Here is a 19,777-nt window from a genome sequence, read left to right as displayed (position 1 = left end):
TTCACCCGGACAGGCAGCGGAAGGACGTCGATGAGCACCATGCGCGAAGTCGCGGCGCTGGCCGGGGTGAGCGGTAAGACGGTGTCGCGGGTGATCAACGGCGACCGGTACGTCTCGACCGACGTCCGCGAGCGGGTGGAGCGAGCCATCGCCGAGCTGCGCTACGTGCCCAACATGCTCTCCCAGGCCTTCCGGAACGGACGGGACACGGCCATCGGGGTCGCGGTGCCGACCATCGCCGACGCGTTCTTCGCGGCCGTGGTGCAGGCGATCTCGGAGCGGGCCAGGGCCCGCTCGACCCCGGTGCTGATCACCAGTCTGGGCACCGATGCCGCCCAGGAGCAGGTCGCAGTGGAGGCGCTGCTGCGTCGTCATGTGGCCGGATTGATCATCGCCCCGGTGTCGGCCGACCAGTCCTACCTGCGCCCGTGGCGGGAGACCACCGAGCTGGTCTTCGTCGACCGGCCGCCGAGCCGGATCGCCGCCGACAGCGTGATCGAGGACGACGAGGGTGGCGCGGCGGTCGCCGTGTCCCACCTGCTGTCCGCCGGCCACCGCCGGATCGCATTTCTCGGTGACGGGTCGTCCGTGGTCACCACCGGGCGCCGGCTCGACGGGTACCGGACGGCGCTGGCCGGGGCCGGCATCGGCGAGCGCGAGGATCTGGTCTGTCTGGTCGACCGGACCGGTGGCGATCCGGGTTCCTCGCTGGACGTCCTGCTGAGGCTGGACGAGCCGCCGACCGCGGTCTTCTCGTCGAACGCGCGGCTGTCGGTCGCGCTGGTGTCGGACCTGCACCGCCGTCGTCGGACCGATCTCACCGTGGTGAGCTTCGGCGACTTTCCGATGGCCTCGGCCCTCACCCCCGCGGTCACCGTGATCGACCAGGACCCGGCGTTGCTCGGCCGGACGGCCGCGGACCGCCTGTTCGACCGCATCGACCGGCCCGGCGCCCGCCGCAAGCGGCAGATCCTGCTGCCGGTCGAGCTGCGCGTCAGACCGACCCACACCCACCCACGAACCACCGAACAGATTGGATCGCAAGCGTAATGACCGAATTCGAAGGACGCACCATCCTCGTCACCGGCGCCGGGGGAGGGATCGGCGGCGCCACCGTCCGCCAGCTCGTGGCCAAGGGCGCCGACGTGATCGCCGCCGGGCGGACGGCCGAATCCCTGGAGAAGATCGTCGCCGAGACCGCCGCCCGCCCGCTGGTGTTCGACCTGGAGTCCGAGGAAAGCATCAAGAACGCGGTCGACGGGCTCGACCTGTGGGGGGTGGTCAACTGCGCTGGCTTCGGAGGCGAGATCGCCAGTCCCCAGGACACCGACATCGACGTGTTCGACAAGGTGATCGCCATCAACGCGCGCGGTGCGTTGCTGGTCATCAAGTACGCCGCCCGCACCCTGATCCGCCTCGGACGGGGCGGATCCATCGTCAACGTCTCCAGCCAGGCCAGCCTGGTCGCGCTGACCAGCCACGTCTCCTACGGCTCGTCGAAGGCTGCGCTGGACAACATCACTCGCGTCTCGGCGTTGGAACTGGGCCGGTACGGCATCCGGGTCAACAGTGTGAATCCGACCGTCGTCATGACGGACATGTCGAACTTCTACTGGGGACGCGACGACATCGGCAAGCCCTTCCTGGAGCAGATGCCGCTCGGTCGCTGGGCGACCGAGGACGATGTGGCCGGGCCGATCGTGTTTCTGCTCAGCGACGCCTCGGCCATGATCAGCGGGGTCTCGTTGCCCATCGACGGTGGTTACACCAGCCGCTGAGCCGGAGGCCGGGCGGTCACGGTTCGTCGGGCCCGCGGCGGGCCCGGACGGTCAGGACTCTCTCGTCCGGAAGCGTTGCTGAGCACCCTGTTTGGTGAGGCCGTAGATCGCTCCGACCTGCCCCCAGGTCGCACCGGCGGCTCTGGCCTCGGCGACGGTGGAGGCCTCGAGTTCCTCCAGCTGTTCCAGGGCCGCCCGGACGGCGTCAAGGCGGACCAATGGATCCGCCACCTCGCGGAGTGCTTCGACCGCGCGGGCGACGCGCTTCGCGTGGGTGGGCTCCGGCACCGTCGTAGCCTACCCGTGTCGTTTCGGCGTCAACGAGTAGTTGCCGTCGGGGTCAATGGTATGTTGACGTCATCGTCAACGGATGCTTGACTGTCGGCATTCGAGACGAGTGCGGTGGCCGCCCGATCGGCCACCCGGAGCGAAAGGAGGCGAACATGGCGAAGAAGAAGGACAAGAAGAAGGGCAAGAAGAGCAAGAAGAAGTGAGCTCCGACCCTCCCGGGACGCGGCCGCCGGCACCAGCCGGCGGCCGCCCTGGGAATCGGGGGAGTCAGACCCGGATCAGCCGCTCGACCAGTTCGTTGCGGAACTTCCCGGCCGGGTCGTAGGTGCGCAGCAGACCTCGGAAGTCGTCCATCCGGGGGTAGAGCGTGTCCAGGACCTCCGGGGCCGTGGCGAACACCTTGCCCCAGTGCGGACGGGCGCCGAACGGCGCCAGGGCGGCCTCGATCGCCGCCGTCACCGGCGCCAGCGCCACCGGATCCGGCCGGAACGTGAAATGGAAGGCCACGCTGTCCTGCCGGTGACTCGGGCTGATCCACAGATCGTCGCCCGCGATGGCCCGGAACTCGGAGATCATCAGCACCGGAGCGATCAGCGACGAGATCTCCTCCAGCGCCTGCCGGGCAGCCGCCGCCTGAGCCAGGGGCAACAGGTATTCGGCCTGCAACTCGTCGCCGCTGCTCGGGGTGAATTCGAGCCGGAAGTGCGGGAGGCGCTCGTTCCACGGCCCGGGCACACCGAGTTGGGCGGTGGCGTTCTCGCCCGGCATGCCGGGCACCGGGTTGACGTCGACCGCCGCCGGTATACCGCCGAAGAAGTCGTCGGTGCCGGTGAACGCGTCCACTCTGGACTTCCGCCAGACCTGGTAGCGCCCCGGGGTGGTCCAGTCGGTGAAGACGCTGACGCTGTAGCCCGAGGCCATGATCTCCTGGAAGTGCTCGTCCAGGGTCGTGGCGTTCAGCTCCTCGAAGACGTCCTGGCGGATGTCGAAGGTCGGCACCACCTCCAGGGTCAGTGACGTCATGACGCCCAGGGCCCCCAGGGCCAGCACCATCCCGTTGAACGGCTCGCCGTCGGCGCGGCGGCTCAGCGAAACGAGGTCACCGCCCGGCCCCACGATCTCGATCGCGGACACGATAGTGGCCAGATTGCCGTTGCCGACCCCGGATCCGTGGGTTCCGGTGGCGCTGGCGCCGGCCACCGAGATGTGCGGCAGCGAACCGGTGTTGTGCAACGCGAAGCCCTGCCGCTGCAGGAAGCGTCCCAGTTCGCCGTAGCGGGTGCCGGCGCTGACCTTCACCTGCCCCGCGGCCGAGTCCAGTTCCAGCACGGTGGGCAGGCCGGACACCGAGACCAGGTCGCCGGCGGTGTCGGCGATCCGGTTGAAGGAATGCCCCGAACCCAGGGTGCGCACCGCCCGGGCCCCGGCGACGATCCGCTGCAGTTCCGGAACGCTCGTCGGGCCGTGGAAGCGGGCCGCGGAGAAGGTGACGTTGCCGGCCCAGTTGGTCCGCTCCACCGTCGTCGGGTCGGTGGTCACAGGGCTTGCGCCAGACGGTGGTAAGCCTGGTTCCAGCGCAGTTCCTGCGAGAAGCGGCGGGTGGTGGTCTGCTGGTCGATCAGCAGCAGTTCCACACCGATGATCTCGGCGAAGTCGGCCAGTTCCTCGACCCCGACGGCCGAGGACAGCACGGTGTGGTGCGGGCCGCCGGCGGTCAGCCAGCACTCGGTCGACGTCTCCAGGTCCGGGTGCGGCTCCCAGACCGCGCGGGCCACCGGGAGCTTGGGCAGCGGCTCGGACGGGGGCACCACGTCGATCGTGTTGGCGACCAGCCGGAAACGCTCGCCCATGTCGGCTATGCCGACCACGACGGCCGGCCCCGGGGCCGCATCGAACACCAGACGCACTGGATCCTCCCGTCCACCGATGCCGAGCGGGTGGATCTCCAGCCGCGGACGGGCCGCGGCGATGCTCGGGCAGACCTCGAGCATATGCGCGCCCAGGATCTTCGCCGGCTGCGCGCCGAAGTCGTAGGTGTAGTCCTCCATGAACGAAGTCCCACCCGGCCGGCCGGCCGCCATGGCCTTCACCGTGTGCAGCATGACCGACGTCTTCCAATCGCCCTCGCCGCCGAAGCCGTAGCCGTCGGCCATCAGCCGCTGCACGGCCAGCCCGGGCAACTGCCGCAAACCGCCGAGGTCCTCGAAGTTGGTGGTGAAGGCGCCGAACCCACCGTCGGTCAGGAAGCGGCGCAGCCCGGCCTCGATGCGAGCTCCGTAGCGCAGGGATTCATGACGGTCGCCCCCCGGGAGCAGCTCCTCGGCCACGTCGTAGTCGAGCAGGTAGGTCTCGATCAGATCGTCGACCGCCGCGGCCGGAACGTCGTCGACCACCTCGACCAGATCGTTGACGGCGTAGGTGTTCACCGATACGCCGAACCGGCGCTGGGCCTCCACCTTGTCGCCCTCGGTGACGGCCACGTCCCGCATGTTGTCGCCGAACCGGGCCAGCTTGAGCCGGCGGACCGCCGTCGCGCCGACCGCCGCCCGCTGCCAGGCGCCGATCCGAGCCGTGACGCGTGGATTGCTGACGTGACCGGCGACGGTCTTGCGGGCCACCCCGAGCCGGGTCTGGATGTACCCGACCTCGCGGTCACCGTGCGCGGCCTGGTTCAGATTCATGAAGTCCATGTCGATCTCGGCCCACGGGAGATCGACATTGGCCTGGGTGTGCAGATGCAGCAACGGCTTGCGCAGCGCGTCGAGCCCGTTGATCCACATCTTGGCCGGCGAGAACGTGTGCATCCAGATGATGACGCCGACACAGTTGTCGTCAGAGTTCGCGTCCAGCATCACCCGGCGGATGGTATCGGCGTTGGTCAGCACCGGCTTGAACACCACCGGTACGGCCAGGTCCGGGCTGGCGTCCAACTGCCGCGCGATCTCCGCCGACTGGGCGGCCACCTGGTCCAGAGTCTCGGGGCCGTAGAGGCCCTGGGATCCGGTCAGGAACCAACATTCACGAATTGCCATCGGTGTGCCCATCTTGTCCGTAGATGTTCTGGTAGCGGTCGAACAACGAGTCGATGTCGCTCTGGGGGATCGGGTGCGGGACGCCGAGTTGCCGGGCCAGGGCGACCGTCCGGCAGACGTCCTCGCACATGACGGCGGCCTTCACCGCGTCCTTGGCGTCCTTGCCGATGGTGAACGGTCCGTGGTTGGCCATCAGTACGGCACGAGAGCGGCTGCCGCGCAACGTGTCGACGATGCCCTTGCCGATGGAGTCGTCGCCGATCAGCGCAAACGGCCCGATCGGGATGTCACCGCCGAACTCGTCGGCCATCATGGTCAGCACGCACGGCACCGGGATGCCGAGGGTCGACCAGGCGGTGGCGTAGGGGGAATGGGTGTGCACGACGCCACCGACGTGGGCCAGGTGACGGTAGACGTAGGCCGCGGCCGCGGTGTCGGAGGACGGAAGGTGGTTGCCCTCCACCAGGTTTCCGTGGAGGTCGGTGACCACCATGGCGTCGGCGTCCAACTCGTCATAGGAGACACCCGACGGTTTGATGACCATCAGGTCTGCCCCCGGCACCCGGGCCGACACGTTGCCGGCGGTCCAGATGACCAGGCCGTTGCGCGGGAGTTCGGCGTGCAGTTCGGCCACCTGCGCCCGCAGGGAGTCGATGGTGGAACGGATCTGCTGGGAGATGGTCATGGCCGGACTCCGGCGAGATCCGGGCGGGGGCAGGGTGTGCGGCGCGGGAGGCCGGTGCCGCCGGTATCGGCCGGCCGTGGCCGATGAAGGGATTTCATCGCAGAAGCCTTTCAGTCAACAGTGATCGTCAGGTGGTGGGAAGCCAGACCCGCATGCCCCCACCGCCGCGGTTGCCCCAGCGGTAGTAGGGAATCAGTCGCAGTTCGACCTCGCCGGATCCGGCGGAGGACGCCGGCGTGGTGCTGTACAACTCGTCCGGCCGCTGTCGTACCCGGCCGCCGGCCAGTGTCAGCACCGTGGCCATCAGGTGGTCGTCGGTCCCGCCCGGCCGGACCTCGGGGGTCGCCGGGACCAGCACGTCCTCGATGGTGATCCCGTCCGGCAGATCGGTCTGTTCCAGGGCGTACAGCACCGGGCCGCGGGTGACGGCGACGCAGCCCCGCGACGCGTCGACGTGCGGGTGGGGATGCACGACGCTGATGGGCAGCGGCAGGGTGAACACGACGGTGTCGGCGCCACCGGTGATCCGGAGGTAACCGTGGTCGGTCCGGTCCGGAGTGACCACCACCCCGTCCACGACGACGCGCTGACCATCGGCCCAGGCCGGTACCCGCAGCAGCAGGGTTCCGGTGAAACGGTGATCGAACCCGATCTCGATGCGACCGTCGAACGGATAGCCGGTGCGGACGGCGGCCCGGGTTGCCCCGAATCGGCCGTCCAGGGTGATGTCGCCGTCGGCGTAGAGGTGGATCTGCAGGCCGTCCCCGTCGGTGGTGACCAGGTAGTCGTGCACCGAGCTGATCAGCCGGGCCAGGTTCGGCGGACAGCAGGCACAGGTGTACCAGGGCAGCCGGCTCGACGGGGCGTCCTCGTCACTGCCGTCGTGGTCGGATCGGAGTTGCAGTGGGTTGGAATAGAAGAACTCGGTGCCCTCGACCGAGGTGGCGACGGCGATGCCGTTGTACAGGCCGCGTTCCATCTCGTCGGCGAACCGGCCCTCGCCGGTGGCCAGCAGCATGCGGGCGTTCCACATGAAGTTGGCGATGGCGGCGCACGTCTCGGAGTAGGCGCGGTCCGGTGGCAGCTCATAGGAATCACCGAACGACTCGTCCCGATGACGGGCTCCGAGTCCGCCCGAGATGTACATCTTGCGGCGGTGCACGCTGTCCCACAGCCGTTCCAGCGGCGCGTCCAGCGAGCGGTCGTCCAGTTCGGCCCGGAGGTCGGCCATGGCCGTCGTCAGGTACACCTGGCGAACGGCGTGACCGGTCGCCTCGGTGACCTCCCGCACCGGAAGGTGATCCTGGAAGTAGGGGTAGCCGAACCGGTCCTCGCCGATCAGTTGGTGACCACTAAGGTCGACCATGTCGCGGGCCAGGTCAAGGTAGCTGGGTTCGCCCGTGGTCCGGTAGAGCTCGACCAGGGCCGTCTCCACCTCCGGGTGACCACAGATGAAGGGTTCGTCGGCGAACCGCTTCGCGACCAGATCGGCGAACCGGCGGCCGATCTCGAGCAGGTCGGCGCGGCCCTGGGTCCGCTCCCACGCGATACCGGCCTGCAGCAGATGCCCGAGGCAGTAGAGCTCGTGCCCCCATCGCAGGTCGCCGAACCGCTCGGCGGGCTTGACCGCCTGGACGTAGGAGTTCAGGTAGCCGTCCTGGGCCTGGGCGCGCTGCAACAGCGCGACGGTCGCGTCCACGAACGGCAGGAACTCGGTGATGTCGGATCGGCCGGCCTCCCACCCGATGGCCTCGAGCACCTTGTAGATGTCGGAGTCGGTGAAGAACATGCCCTGGAACGACTTCTCCGATTCCCCGGCCGCGATGCGCAGGTTCTCCACCGCGCCCGAGGTCTCGAGCTGGGCGATGCAATGACCGATGGTGGCGGCTCGGTTGACCAGCTGCCAGCGCCCGAGCCAGCCGTCCGGGGTGAGGGTCACGTCCTGATGGGGCAGTGGGCGAAGCGGCGTCATGGTGGTGGCGATCGGACCGAATCCGCGGGAGTTGGGCAGAGCGGTCAAGATCTGGCCTCCGTGAGCCTTGTTCGCCGGTGAAAAGGAGCCCCGAGGGCGGGGCTGCGGTCGAGGTGAGGCGACAGTACATCGATGTACAGGGCGGCGTCTACATCGATGTAGATCGGCTACGCTGGATCGGTGGCCGTCACCATGGAGGATGTCGCCCGGCTGGCCGGGGTCTCGAAGAAGACGGTCTCCAACGTGATCAACAACTACCCGTACCTGCGTCCGGAGACCAGGGCCAGGGTCGAGGACGCGATCGCGACCCTGCAGTACAAGGTCAACGTCTCGGCGCGCAACCTCCGCTCCGGGCGGACCGGCATGATCGCCCTGGCCATTCCCGAGCTCGGGCAGCCGTACTTCGCGGAACTGGCCCAGTCCGTGATCTGGGCGGCCGCCCGATTCGATCTCACGGTCTTCGTCGAGACCACCGGCTCCGAGCTGGAACGGGAGCGGTCGGTGCTCTCGGGGGCGCGGCGGAGCCTGGTCGACGGGTTCATCTACAGCCCGTTCGCGATGGGCCCGGCCTACGCCGCCGAGATCCCGCTCGACCTGCCGCTGGTACTTCTCGGCGAACGGGCCTTCGACCGCCCGGTCGACCACGTCGCCATGGCCAACGAGGCCGGTGCCCGGGCGGCGGTCGACCATCTCCTGGACCAGGGATGCCGCCGGATCGCCCTGATCGGGGTCGACCCGGACGACGAACCGGGCGCGGCGACGCTTCGCGTCGCCGGGGCGCTGGGCGCGATGACCGACCGCGGCGTCGCGCCGGTGCCGGAACTGTTGGTCAACCCCGGCGTCTGGCACATGGACACCGGCGCGACCGCCATGCAGGGCCTGATCGACTCCGGCCTGGAATTCGACGCTGTCTTCTGCCTCAACGACGCGCTGGCCATCGGGGCACTGAGATCGCTGCTGCGCAACGGGGTCTCGATTCCCGGCGACGTCTGCGTGGTCGGCTTCGACGACACACAGTCGGCCGCCTACTCCACCCCCGCGCTGACCAGCGTGTCACCGAGCCGGGACGCCATCGCCGAGTTGGCCGTCACCCTGCTGCACCGCCGGCTCACCCAGGACGTGCCGCTGGCCGACCGGAAGCAGATCATCGCCCCGTTCGAGCTCAAGATTCGCGAATCCTCGTTGCGGCACTGAGTCGCGGTGCCGGCCGTGCGCGGTGCCCTACACTCGGCCTCCCAGAGGTGGGAAGGGGCAGCAATGCCGTCCGCGTCCAAGCATGCGACGGTCTACGACGTCGCGTCGCTGGCCGGGGTGTCGATCGCCACCGTGTCGCGGTTCTTCCGCGATCCGCAGGCGGTCCGGCCCGCGACCAGGGAGATCGTCGCCGCCGCGGTCCGCACCCTCGGTTACGTCCCGAGTGCCAGTGCTCGTGGCCTGGCCGCCAACCGGACCGGAGTGCTCGGCCTGTGTGTGCCCGGCGTGGACGGCCTGGACGACCCGGATCTGGCGCCCGAAGTGGCCGGGAATGTGACGATCCGGCGCGACGACGGGCCCGGAGGTGACCCCGGCGGGCGGCAACTCTACGTCGACCAGGTGATGCGAGGGGTCGAGATGGAGGCCTGGCGGCGCGGTTTCGCGGTGATGACCTCGGTGATCCGGGGGCCGGGCAAGGATGCCGCGGTCAGTGACATCGCCGGCCGGGTCGATGCGCTGGCCGTGCTGTCGCGTACCGCTTCGGATGACGTGCTGCGCCATATCAGCCAGCGGGTTCCGGTCGTCATCCTGGCCGGTCCGTTGGCGGACAACACCTTCGACCACGTCGGGGTGGACAACGAGGCCGGGGTCCGGGCCGTGACCGGGCACCTGCTGGCCGGGCACGTCTATCGGGACCTTGAGTTCGTCGGTGGGCCAACGGGTTCGCCCGACTCCGATGCCCGGTTCCAGGGCTTCCGGGCGGCCATGTCCGCGGCTGGGCGCCCGGTGCCGTCGGACGTCAAGTGGCACACCGATTTCACCACCGCCGGAGGAAGAGAAGTGGGCCGGCAGATGCTGGCCGCCGGCGCTCTGCCTCGTGCTCTGGTGTGCGCGAACGACCAGAGTGCGGTCGGATTGCTGGAGGTGCTCACCGAGGCCGGGGTGGACGTGCCGGGGGAGGTGGCGCTCACCGGCTTCGATGGCATCGAGGCCGGGCGCCTGGTGCGGCCCCGGATCACCACCGTGGCCCAGCCGATGGCGCTGATGGGCCGGAGTGCGGTGGACGTGCTGGTCAGGCGTCTGGCCGACCGGCGGGCCGCCCGCATGGCGCGGCTGCTCCCGGTCGAGGTGCTTCTCCGGGAGAGCTGCGGTTGCTCGCGCGTGTGACGTGACCCGGCGCCATCCCGAGGTTCTGGGCTTGCCCGACCGGGTTGCCGAGCGGCAATGTATGCGCTTACAGTGGGTACCGGCACGGCCGAAGATCCTCACGTCGATGACGACACGAAGGAGAACCGCTCGATGAAACGTCTCCCACTACGGCGGGCGCCCGGCAGACGCAGACGCGTCGCCGCGTTCCTGGCCCTGACCCTGGCCACCTTGCTCGCTCTGTCGGGATGCAACATCGCGGTCCAGGGCGGTTCCAGCGGAGCCGGCGAGCCAGGCGCGGTGTTGATCGCCGCCGACACCGGTTCCCCGACCATGGCCCGGAACTTCAATCCGTTCGCCTCCTCGGCCCGTGTCGGCGCCAAGTTCATGTACGAGCCGCTCGGCGTCATGAACCAGATCGACGGCAAGGACACGATGTTCCTGGCCACCGGCTACCGGGTGGAGAATCCGACGACGATCGTCTTCACCATTCGGCGAGGGGTCACATGGACCGACGGAGCGGACTTCACGCCGGCGGATGTGGCATTCACCTTCGGATTGCTCAAGGCCCATGTCGCCCTGGACACCACCGGGGTCTGGCAGCACGTGAAATCCGTTGCGGTGTCAGGTGACGACGTCACCTTCCACCTGCTCGGGCCGGACGTGCCGGCCGCCCAGATCATCGAGAACGTGCCGATCGTTCCGCAGCACATCTGGTCCGGTGTGGCTGACCCGGTCACATTCACCAACCAGACGCCCGTGGTCACCGGTCCCTACACGCTGGGCACGTTCAATCCGAACGAATACACCCTGGTGAAGAACGACCACTACTGGCAGGCCGACAAGGTCGCCATCGACAAACTGGTCTTCCCCGGTTCCAACAGCCAGCTCGACATCGTGGATAACGGTTACGACTGGGCCTATTCGTTCCTCACCGACGTGCAGAACACCTGGGTGAAGCAGAACGGCGGCAAGAATGTCTACTGGTATCCGCCGGGCGGCACCATCGCGCTGTTCCCGAACCTGACGAAGGCGCCGTTCAACAACCTGAACTTCCGCCAGGCGCTGTCCTACTCGCTGAACCGCAAGCAGATCGCCGACACCGCCGAGCAGGGCTACGTCCAGCCGGCCGGGCAGAGCGGTCTGCTGCTGCCCAACCAGCAGAAGTGGCTCGATCCGTCGTTACCCAACGGCGGCAACATCTCCCAGGACACGGCCAAGGCGCTCTCGTACTACCAGAAGGCCGGGTACCACCAGAGCGGCGGCAAGATGGTCGACGCCTCGGGCCGGCAGCTCGTCCTGACCATCACCACGGCCAACGGCTATTCCGACTGGCTGCAAGGCGTGCAGACCGTGCAGAAGCAACTGTCCGCGCTCGGCATCAGCGTCAAGATCAACCAACCGCAACCCGCGGCCTACGCGCAGCAGCAGCAGAACGGCACCTACGACCTGATCGTCGGTTCCTACGGCGGCACCGGCTCGGTCTATCAGGACTTCAACAACCTGCTGAACTCGAAATTCGCCGCTCCGATCGGTACCGCAACGACGGCCAACTACCAACGGTTCAAAAGTCCCGCGGCCGACAAACTGCTGGCCCAGTACCAGGCGACGAGCGACCCGGCGACGCAGTTGCGGATCGCCCACCAGCTGGAGCAGATCGTCTACACACAGCTCCCGGCCATCGGGATGTTCTACGGCGGGCTGTGGGGGCTGTTCAGCAACGCCAATTTCACCGGCTGGCCCAGCCAGGCCGATCCGTACGCCCCGCCGATCACCTGGATGTCCTCCGTCCTGCTGATCCTGACTCATCTGAAGAAGGCGTCATGACGATCACCACACCGGCGCTGGCCGCCGGGGCGTCGCCGGCCGATGCCGCCAAAGGACCGAAGTCCGGCACCGGGCGCGGCCCCTATCTGGCCCGCCGACTCGGCCTGCTCGCTCTGACGCTCTGGGCCGCAGCCACTCTCAACTTCATCCTGCCGCGCCTGATGCCCGGTTCGCCGGCCGACGCGGCCATCGCCAAACTGGCCCAGAGCGGCCCGGTCAGCCCGGCCACCAAGGCGGCGATCGAAGCGCAGCTCGGCGTGCCGACGGGCAACGTCTGGAGTCAGTACTGGCATTACCTGGGGAGCATCGTCCGGCTCGATTTCGGGGTGTCGTACACCTTCTTCCCGGAGTCGGTGTCGAGCCTGATCGCGAAGGCGCTTCCCTGGACCCTGATCTTGGTCGGTCTGGTCACCATCGTGGCGTTCGTCGTTGGCACGCTGATCGGCGTACTGGCAGCCTGGCGGCGGGGCACCTGGCGCGATTCGCTGCCGACGCTGTCCGGTTCGTTCATGTCGGCCTTCCCGTACTTCTGGACGGCCCTGCTTCTGTTGTTCTTCCTGGGCTACGTGTTCCGGTGGTTCCCCACGTCCGGCGCGTACAGCCGGGACGTCTCCCCGAATCTGTCCTGGAGCTTCATCGGCGACGCGGCCTACCACTCGGTGCTACCCGCACTGACGATCCTGATCACCTCGCTCGGCGGCTGGATCCTGGGCATGCGGAACACGATGATCAACACCCTGGGCGAGGACTACGTGACCTTCGCCGAGGCGAACGGTCTGCGTCCGCGGACGGTCGCGCTGAAGTACGCGGCGCGCAACGCCATCCTGCCGAACCTCACGTCCTTCGGCCTCGCGCTGGGCGGCGTCGTCGGCGGATCCCTCTTGGTGGAACGGGTGTTCAACTATCCGGGGGTCGGATATCTGCTCTACAACGCGGTGGTGAACCAGGATTTCCCGCTGATGCAGGCGCTGTTCCTGATGATCACCACCAGCGTGCTGCTGGCCAACTTCCTGGTCGACATCCTGTACGGATTCCTGGACCCGAGGACGCGCCGATGACCACCCACGCCGAATCGAAGCCCGTTCCGCCGGCTCCCGTTCCGCCGGCGGCGACTCCGGACGCATCCGGGGTAGCGCCGAACATCCCCGGGCCGCTGAGCATGCTGGGTCGCACGGTCGGGGTGCTCTGGAGCAACACCAAGGCCCGCATCGGCCTGATCCTGCTCGGATTCTTCGTCCTGGTCGCGATCTTCGCGCCGCTCATCGCGCCGTACGCGACCGACGACAACAGTTTCGGCCGCAGCCTGCCCGGCAGTTCGGCCCACTGGTTCGGCACCACCGCCGCCGGTGAGGACGTGCTGAGCCAACTGATCTCCGGGGCGCGGATCTCGGTGTTCGTCGGTTTCGCGGCCGGGCTGCTGTCGACCGTCGTCGCGGTGGTGGTCGGGCTGCTGTGGGGCTATCTGCGGAACTGGGTCGGTGACGTCATCAACTTCGTGGTGAACCTGTTCCTGGTGGTGCCGGGCCTGCCGCTGATGATCGTCATCGCCGCCTATCTGCAGAACGGTGGGATCGCGATGATCATCCTGGTCGTGGTCATCACCGGGTGGGCCTGGGGCGCCAGAGTCCTGCGGTCTCAGACCCAGTCGTTGCGCAGCCGCGATTTCGTGACGGCCGCCGTATTCAGTGGGGAGGGTACGTTCCGCATCGTGTTCCGGGAGATCCTGCCGAACATGGTGTCGCTGATCGTGGCCAGCTTCTTCGGGGCGGCCACGGCCGCGATCCTGGCCGAGGCCGGCCTGGAGTTCCTCGGTCTCGGCGACTCGTCGACCGTCAGCTGGGGAACGATGCTGTTCTGGGCGCAGAACTCCAATGCGTTGCTGCGCGGCCAGTGGGCCCTGCTGTTCGCTCCCGGCCTGTGCATCGCCCTGCTGGCCACCTCGATGACGCTGATCAACTTCGGCGTCGATGCCTTGTCGAACCCGCGTCTGCGGGAAGGAGCTGGAAGATGAGCCTGCTCAGCGTGGAGAACCTCTCGGTGCGGTACGACCCGCGCGGGGCTCAGCCGGTGCTCGCCGTCGACGACGTCAGTTTCGAACTGCAGCAGGGTGAATTCGTGGGCCTGGTCGGTGAGTCCGGCTCGGGGAAGTCCACGCTCGGGTTTGCCCTGACCCGGCTTTCGAAGCCGCCGGCCCACATCGTCGGGGGCCGGATCGATTTCGACGGCCGGGACGTCGCGGGTATCGGTGACGAGGAACTGCGGACCATGCGGCACGGCGGATTCGCCATGGTGCTGCAGTCGGGCATGAACGCCCTGAACCCGGTCCGTACCGTCGGGCACCATTTCGGCGACATCTTCGCCGCCCACTCCCATGTGGCCAAGGGCGCCCGCAAGGCCCGGGCGGTGGAACTGCTGGGGAAGGTCGAACTGCCGGCATCGGTCCTGGATCGCTACCCGGGTGAACTGTCCGGCGGTATGCGGCAACGGGTGTCGATCGCACTGGCCCTGTCGCTGGAGCCGAAGCTGATGGTCTTCGACGAGCCGACCACCGCACTCGACGTGCTGGTCCAGCACGCCGTCATGGACACCATCACGACGCTGCAGAAGCAGGAGAACTTCACCGCCATCTTGATCAGCCACGACCTCGGAGTGGTGCTGGAGGCCACCGAGCGGGTCATGGTCATGAAGGACGGCGTGATCGTCGAGGACAACAGCGCCCCGGAGATCCTGCGCAATCCGCGGCACGAGTACACCCGGATGCTGCTCAGTCACTACGGCGATCCGCGCGCGGAGACCGTGGAGCTGCCTGGGCTGGCCCGGCGGACGGCAACCGCGGCCTCCCCGGCGGACGTCTCGGGTCGGGTGCAGGGTGCGCACGACGCGTTCGTCGTCGAGCATCTGAGAAAGGTATTTCCACCGCCGCGGCGCGGGGAGGCGGCGGTCACCGCGGTCGACGACGTGTCGTTCACCCTGGAGCCGGGGGAGTCGATGGCGCTGGTCGGCGCCAGTGGCAGCGGCAAGAGCACCATCGCCAAGCTGATCACCGGCGTCGAGGTCCCGACCTCGGGGACCATCCGCTTCGGACGGCTGACCGTCGACCGACTGAACCGGAAACGCCTGCGCGAGTTGCACTCCCAGGTCCAGATGGTGTTCCAGGATCCGTACGCGGCCCTCAATCCGCTGCACACGGTCGAGTACATCCTGACCCGGCCGGTGAAGAACATGTCGGGTCTGACCGGCGGAGCCGTTCGGGCGCGGGTGCTGGAATTGCTGGACACCGTCGGGCTGACGCCGGTCGAACAGTTCGCGGCGAAACTGCCCCACCAGCTCTCCGGCGGCCAACGGCAGCGGGTGGTCATCGCGCGGGCGTTGGCCTGCAACCCGCAGGTGATCATCGCCGACGAACCCGTCTCGATGCTGGACGTCTCGCTGCGGGCCGGCGTGCTGGCCCTGCTGGAGGACCTCCGGGTGAGATGGGGCGTCAGCATGCTCTACATCACGCACGACCTGCTGTCGGCGCGTGTGGTGACCGACCGGATCCTGGTGCTGAACAAGGGATCCGTCGTCGAATCGGGTCAGACCGCCGAGGTGCTCCAGCACCCGAAGGACGACTACACGATCACCCTGCTGAACGCCGTTCCCCGTCCGACCCGGGCCCTGGAGCGGGTCGCGCCGCACTGATCGGCGGGGCCGGTCTCAGGCCGCCCCGGCGGGCGGAGGTGACGGGCCAGGTCGAGTAGAGGGATCCAGTGAGCAAGACGAACGGAAGGACTGAACCCATGCCGCAGTTTCCGGAGGAGTTCCTGTGGGGGGCGGCCACCGCGGCCCACCAGGTCGAGGGGAACAACGTCAACAGCGACTGGTGGGTGCTGGAACACGCCCCCGGGAGTGCGATCGCCGAGCCGAGTGGCGACGCCTGCGACAGCTATCACCGGTACCGCGAGGAAATGGCGATCCTGGCCAGGCTGGGTTTCAATTCCTACCGCTTCAGCCTGGAATGGGCCCGGATCGAGCCGGAACCGGGATTCTTCTCGCTGGCCGAGATCGACCACTACCGGCGGATGGTCGCGGCCTGTCACGAGTTCGGGCTCACGCCGGTGGTCACCATGCTGCATTTCACCGTTCCGCGGTGGATGCGGGATCGCGGGATGTGGCGGCATCCGGAGGCGGCTCAGGCCTTCGGCCGGTACGTCGAGAAAGCCCTGGACGTCGTGTCCGACGGCGTCGAATGGGTCTGCACCATCAACGAGCCGAACATCGCGGCTATGCTCGCCGGCGGCGAGAATGCGGCGAATCTGGTCGCCCATGGCCTGCCCGCCCCCGACCCTTTGGTCGCCGAGACACTCGTGGCCGCGCATGGCATCGCCCGCAAGGTGCTGTCAACGGTGCCGGCCATCCGGAGCGGCTGGACGGTGGCGACCCAGGCGTTCCAGGCCGAACCGGGGTGTGAGGACATCGCCCTGACCTATGGGCATCCCCGGGAGGACTTCTATCTGGAGGCCGCGCGCGGCGACGACTTCGTCGGCGTGCAGGCCTACACGCGGACCATCATCGGACCCGACGGGCCACGTCCGGTCCGGACGGATGTCGAGAGGACGCTCACCGGATGGGAGTTCTATCCACCCGCCCTGGGTATCGGAGTGCGCAATGCCTGGGCCGTGACCGGCGGGGTGCCGGTGATGGTGACCGAGAACGGCATCGCTACCGACGACGACGAGCGACGGATCGCCTACACCGCCGGTGCGTTGGCCGGCTTGCACGACGCCATGACAGACGGGGTGGACGTGCTCGGCTATCTGCACTGGAGCGCCCTGGACAACTTCGAGTGGGCGTCCGGCTACCGGCCCACCTTCGGCCTCATCGCCGTCGACCGCAAGACGTTCGTCCGCACCCCGAAGCCCAGCGCCGCCTGGCTGGGGCGCGTGGCCCGGACCGGAACCCTCCCGCTCAGCTGAGGTCCCCCCGGTTGCGCACCACCTCGATCTTGGAGTTCGCCTCGTAGTTGATGTTGGTCAGGTCCGAGCGCAGGAAGTCGTCGTCGAGCAGCTTGAGCAGGGCCCAGCGGTGCTGCGGCTGCGGGCTGAACACCAGGGCCGGGGCATTCCCGGACCGGTCGATCGGGACGTCGATGTGCTCGTTGCGTTCCAGGAAACTCAGGACGCTCGGCATGTCCAGCGCCTCCGGGTAGCCCGGCTGGTCCATCTTGTGCTGGATGGACAGCAGCTTGCGCATCATGTTGATGTCGCTCTCGCACGCGGCCTGCAGGGCCTCGGCGCCGACGATGTCGAGCCGGCCCAGGGTCGCGGCATAGGTGGAGGCCGCCCGGGCCCTCAGATCGGGCAGGGCACCGAACAGCGATTCGTAGGCGCTGTTGCTCTTCATCAGGACCACGGTGCTCGTCTCGCCACCGAAGACGAACAGGCGCAGGCTCCGGTCGATCACCAGCGGCTGGGCGTCGAGCGAGGCGAACCGCTCGCCGGTCCAGACGGCCATGATCTTCGTGTGCTGGGCCAGCGCCTTCTCGGGCGAGAAGCCCTGGTAGAGACGCCCCAGATCCTGCCCGTCCCGACGACGCACCCGCAGGGCCAGCAGGCTCCGCCGACCGAAGTCGGTGGAGCGGTCGTACTGCAGGTGGGTCGCGGCGAGCACCATCGGCTCCACGTCGACCAGCGGGCCGTCGTCGACCGTCCCGTGCACCCACTCGTGGGCCGCCGGGGTGTGACCGGGTTGCATAGGGCGGAGCTCGGCGTCGGCCGCGGCGGAGGCGGTCTCGGCCACCTGGTTGAGCAGCGCGTCGGCCAGGTCGGTGCTGATCGGCACGTCGTACACGGTGGGCGAGTCGGTGCGATGGCCGTTGATCAGCAGCAGGGTGACCGTCAAGGCGTCCGGATCAGCGAGCGCGGCCACGCGGCCGCGCAGGTCGGCCTCGGTCGGCTGGGCGGGGGCAGGGGTGGCAGTGGTCACGGCCGGTGCTCCTTCGGTTGCACGTAGATGTAGCCGCCGAGCGGCACGAGCAGGATCGTCTCGTCCGGAGCCAGGTACCAGGCGCGGCTGATCACCAGCAGGAAGCCCCGATCGGCCCGCCCGAGTTCGAAGATCCGAAACCCGAGCGCGGCGAGCACCGGGTTGGAGAAGTACATGTCGCCCTGCAGGTACAGCAGGGCGATCAACACCAGATAGATCAGCAGTCCCCAGCGGGCCGGCGCGGCGGCGCTGGTGGTGACGAAGAACGGCACCACGTACGACGCGAAGAACTTCAGCGCCTCGCCCTCCCGGGGCTTGGCCGTGTGGATCGTCTCGGGAACCGCATTGCGCCGGGGAACGGCTCGGGTGAGGAACAGCAGGGTCCCCAGGACGCCCGCGACCGCGACCCCGGCGAACAGCCATCGCAACCACGGCACGTGGAACGAGTCGAGCACGGCCAGCAGGACCAGCAACGGCGCGTAGGCGGCCGACAGCATGATGACCCGGACGGCCAACGACGGCCGGAACGCTGCGTTTCGCACGAACAGGACGGTAGTCAGGGGGACCGACAGCGCTCCGGCACCCGCCGGCTGGAGTCGGCGCGGAGCCCGGTCTTGGAGAAAATTCCCTGTGATTCAGGCCACAAGACATATTGCGAGATCAAATTCGGCCCGAACTGCACAAATGGCCCTGAGGCTTCTCCGTGATTGTCTCGTTATCGTGCTGTGATCATGGGAAATGGCCGATTCTCGACGGCCGGCACTCAGGGACCGGTCGTATGGTTCTCATCAGCGGTCGAAAGTTGATCGCCTCCAAGCAACTTCGTGGGCCGCCGCGCCGAGCGCTGTCCGAATGGTCCGCGAAACCCTCACACGCAGAAAGGCTTGGACAGCGGCGGGGGACCCACCGCAGTTCGGATGTTCACCCACATCCTTGGGGTCAAGCCGGAACCGTCATGACGGCGCCGGCCGGGCGATACCCCACGTCCACCGCGGCACCACGCGCGGCGGCACGCCCGAACCCGACAGCTCACCTCGCAGGCGCAGCAAGGGGAACACAGACACATGAGCATTCGCCACATCGGTCGGCACCGCCGACCCAGCACCAGCCTGATGTCCGCCGGACGCACCATCGCCTTCCGCACCGTCGCCGCCGGCGTCGTCATCGGCACGCCGATGATCGCCCTGGCCGGAACGGCCTCGGCCGCTCCGGACTCCACCTGGGACGCCATTGCCCAGTGCGAGAGCACCGGCAACTGGGCCATCAACACCGGCAACGGCTACTACGGCGGCCTGCAGTTCTCGCAGAGCACCTGGGAAGCCGAAGGCGGCACCGCCTACGCCGCCCGGGCCGACCTGGCCAGCAAGTCCGAGCAGATCGCCATCGCCGAGAAGACCGCGGCCTCCCAGGGCTGGGGTGCCTGGCCCGTCTGCTCGGTGCAGGCCGGAGCCACCGGGCAGAGCGTGACCCTGCGCAGCACGCCGTCGAGCAGCTCGTCGAGCTCCAGCTCGTCCGGCTCGAGTTCGTCCGGCTCGAACTCGTCCGGTTCGAACTCGTCGGATTCCAGTCCGTCGAACTCCGGTTCCGCGTCGTCGGATTCCGATTCCTCGAGCTCCGGGTCCGATTCCAGCTCGTCGAACTCGGCGCCCGTCACCAAGAAGTCGGGGAGCGCGGCCGATGGCGACTACACCGTCAAGTCGGGCGACACCCTGTCCAAGATCGCCGCGGCCCGGAGCGTCTCGGGCGGTTGGCACGCGCTGGCCAAGGCCAACGCCGACGTCATCCCGGACCCGGACGTCATCTACCCGGGCCAGGTCATCCGCCTCGGCTGATCCGGATCCGGGTACTCGGGCCGTCCCCGTCATCGTCCTCGGACGGTGCCGGAGAC

Annotated in this window: 17 protein-coding genes and 1 riboswitch; of the genes, 10 read left to right on the top strand and 7 right to left on the bottom strand. The window is 68.2% G+C overall.

Annotated features, from left to right (window positions below; translation table 11 throughout):
• The first annotated feature begins 30 nt into the window (after positions 1-30).
• Positions 31-1,050, top strand: a complete 1,020-nt coding sequence (locus BLS97_RS01545) for a LacI family DNA-binding transcriptional regulator (protein WP_090474232.1) — start codon at positions 31-33, stop codon at positions 1,048-1,050.
• Complete coding sequence (locus BLS97_RS01540) at positions 1,050-1,778, top strand: SDR family oxidoreductase (protein ID WP_090474231.1); 729 nt, start codon at positions 1,050-1,052, stop codon at positions 1,776-1,778. The genes BLS97_RS01545 and BLS97_RS01540 overlap by 1 nt, the downstream gene beginning before the upstream one ends.
• A 51-nt stretch (positions 1,779-1,829) precedes the next feature.
• Here the strand turns inward: BLS97_RS01540 and BLS97_RS01535 are convergent, their stop codons facing one another.
• The 5 genes from BLS97_RS01535 to BLS97_RS01515 form a co-directional block, all read right to left on the bottom strand.
• Complete coding sequence (locus tag BLS97_RS01535; RefSeq protein ID WP_090474230.1) at positions 1,830-2,066, bottom strand: hypothetical protein; 237 nt, start codon at positions 2,064-2,066, stop codon at positions 1,830-1,832.
• 270 nt (positions 2,067-2,336) lie between these two features.
• Positions 2,337-3,608, bottom strand: a complete 1,272-nt coding sequence (locus BLS97_RS01530) for an FAD-binding protein (protein WP_090474229.1) — start codon at positions 3,606-3,608, stop codon at positions 2,337-2,339.
• Positions 3,605-5,101, bottom strand: coding sequence for an L-arabinose isomerase (gene araA, locus BLS97_RS01525; RefSeq protein WP_090481035.1), 1,497 nt, complete (start codon positions 5,099-5,101; stop codon positions 3,605-3,607). The genes BLS97_RS01530 and araA overlap by 4 nt, the downstream gene beginning before the upstream one ends.
• Positions 5,088-5,786 carry an L-ribulose-5-phosphate 4-epimerase gene (locus BLS97_RS01520; protein WP_090474228.1) on the bottom strand — a complete coding sequence of 233 codons (699 nt, stop codon included), beginning with the start codon at positions 5,784-5,786 and terminating at the stop codon, positions 5,088-5,090. The genes araA and BLS97_RS01520 overlap by 14 nt, the downstream gene beginning before the upstream one ends.
• A 127-nt stretch (positions 5,787-5,913) precedes the next feature.
• Positions 5,914-7,806, bottom strand: coding sequence for a glycoside hydrolase family 127 protein (locus BLS97_RS01515; protein ID WP_197676353.1), 1,893 nt, complete (start codon positions 7,804-7,806; stop codon positions 5,914-5,916).
• A gap of 132 nt (positions 7,807-7,938) precedes the next feature.
• Between BLS97_RS01515 and BLS97_RS01510 the strand changes: the two genes are divergently transcribed.
• The 7 genes from BLS97_RS01510 to BLS97_RS01480 all read left to right on the top strand — a co-directional run bounded on the left by BLS97_RS01510 (position 7,939) and on the right by BLS97_RS01480 (position 16,880).
• Positions 7,939-8,952, top strand: a complete 1,014-nt coding sequence (locus tag BLS97_RS01510; RefSeq protein ID WP_197676352.1) for a LacI family DNA-binding transcriptional regulator — start codon at positions 7,939-7,941, stop codon at positions 8,950-8,952.
• Between the two features lie 63 nt (positions 8,953-9,015).
• Positions 9,016-10,119 carry a LacI family DNA-binding transcriptional regulator gene (locus BLS97_RS01505; protein WP_090474227.1) on the top strand — a complete coding sequence of 368 codons (1,104 nt, stop codon included), beginning with the start codon at positions 9,016-9,018 and terminating at the stop codon, positions 10,117-10,119.
• A gap of 132 nt (positions 10,120-10,251) precedes the next feature.
• Positions 10,252-11,925 carry an ABC transporter substrate-binding protein gene (locus BLS97_RS01500; protein ID WP_157695107.1) on the top strand — a complete coding sequence of 558 codons (1,674 nt, stop codon included), beginning with the start codon at positions 10,252-10,254 and terminating at the stop codon, positions 11,923-11,925.
• On the top strand, positions 11,922-12,983 hold the full coding sequence (locus tag BLS97_RS01495) for an ABC transporter permease (RefSeq protein ID WP_090474225.1): 1,062 nt from the start codon (positions 11,922-11,924) through the stop codon (positions 12,981-12,983). Before BLS97_RS01500 ends, BLS97_RS01495 begins: the two co-directional genes overlap by 4 nt.
• Positions 12,980-13,936: an ABC transporter permease gene (locus BLS97_RS01490; RefSeq protein ID WP_090474224.1), complete on the top strand. Its 957-nt coding sequence runs from the start codon at positions 12,980-12,982 to the stop codon at positions 13,934-13,936. Before BLS97_RS01495 ends, BLS97_RS01490 begins: the two co-directional genes overlap by 4 nt.
• Positions 13,933-15,606: an ABC transporter ATP-binding protein gene (locus tag BLS97_RS01485; RefSeq protein ID WP_090474223.1), complete on the top strand. Its 1,674-nt coding sequence runs from the start codon at positions 13,933-13,935 to the stop codon at positions 15,604-15,606. Before BLS97_RS01490 ends, BLS97_RS01485 begins: the two co-directional genes overlap by 4 nt.
• A gap of 98 nt (positions 15,607-15,704) precedes the next feature.
• The gene (locus BLS97_RS01480; protein WP_090474222.1) at positions 15,705-16,880 is read left to right on the top strand and encodes a glycoside hydrolase family 1 protein; all 1,176 of its coding nucleotides are present in this window, start codon (positions 15,705-15,707) and stop codon (positions 16,878-16,880) included.
• Here the strand turns inward: BLS97_RS01480 and BLS97_RS01475 are convergent.
• Both BLS97_RS01475 and BLS97_RS01470 read right to left on the bottom strand, forming a co-directional pair.
• Entirely contained in the window at positions 16,873-17,889 is a 1,017-nt protein-coding gene (locus BLS97_RS01475) for a Kiwa anti-phage protein KwaB-like domain-containing protein (RefSeq protein ID WP_090474221.1), read from the bottom strand. The genes BLS97_RS01480 and BLS97_RS01475 overlap by 8 nt on opposite strands.
• Positions 17,886-18,431, bottom strand: coding sequence for a hypothetical protein (locus tag BLS97_RS01470; RefSeq protein WP_090474220.1), 546 nt, complete (start codon positions 18,429-18,431; stop codon positions 17,886-17,888). The genes BLS97_RS01475 and BLS97_RS01470 overlap by 4 nt, the downstream gene beginning before the upstream one ends.
• Positions 18,432-18,752: 321 nt before the next feature.
• Positions 18,753-18,946, top strand: a riboswitch (cyclic di-AMP (ydaO/yuaA leader).
• A gap of 7 nt (positions 18,947-18,953) precedes the next feature.
• On the opposite strand from BLS97_RS01470, the gene BLS97_RS24105 reads away from it, so the two are divergent.
• A complete protein-coding gene (locus BLS97_RS24105; RefSeq protein WP_090474219.1) occupies positions 18,954-19,721 on the top strand; it encodes a LysM peptidoglycan-binding domain-containing protein in 768 nt (255 codons plus the stop codon).
• The last annotated feature ends 56 nt before the right edge of the window (positions 19,722-19,777 follow it).

The sequence above is a fragment of the Nakamurella panacisegetis genome (assembly GCF_900104535.1).
Classification (GTDB): domain Bacteria; phylum Actinomycetota; class Actinomycetes; order Mycobacteriales; family Nakamurellaceae; genus Nakamurella; species Nakamurella panacisegetis.
Note: the sequence above shows the minus strand (reverse complement) of the source record. Positions and strands in the feature narration are given on the sequence as shown.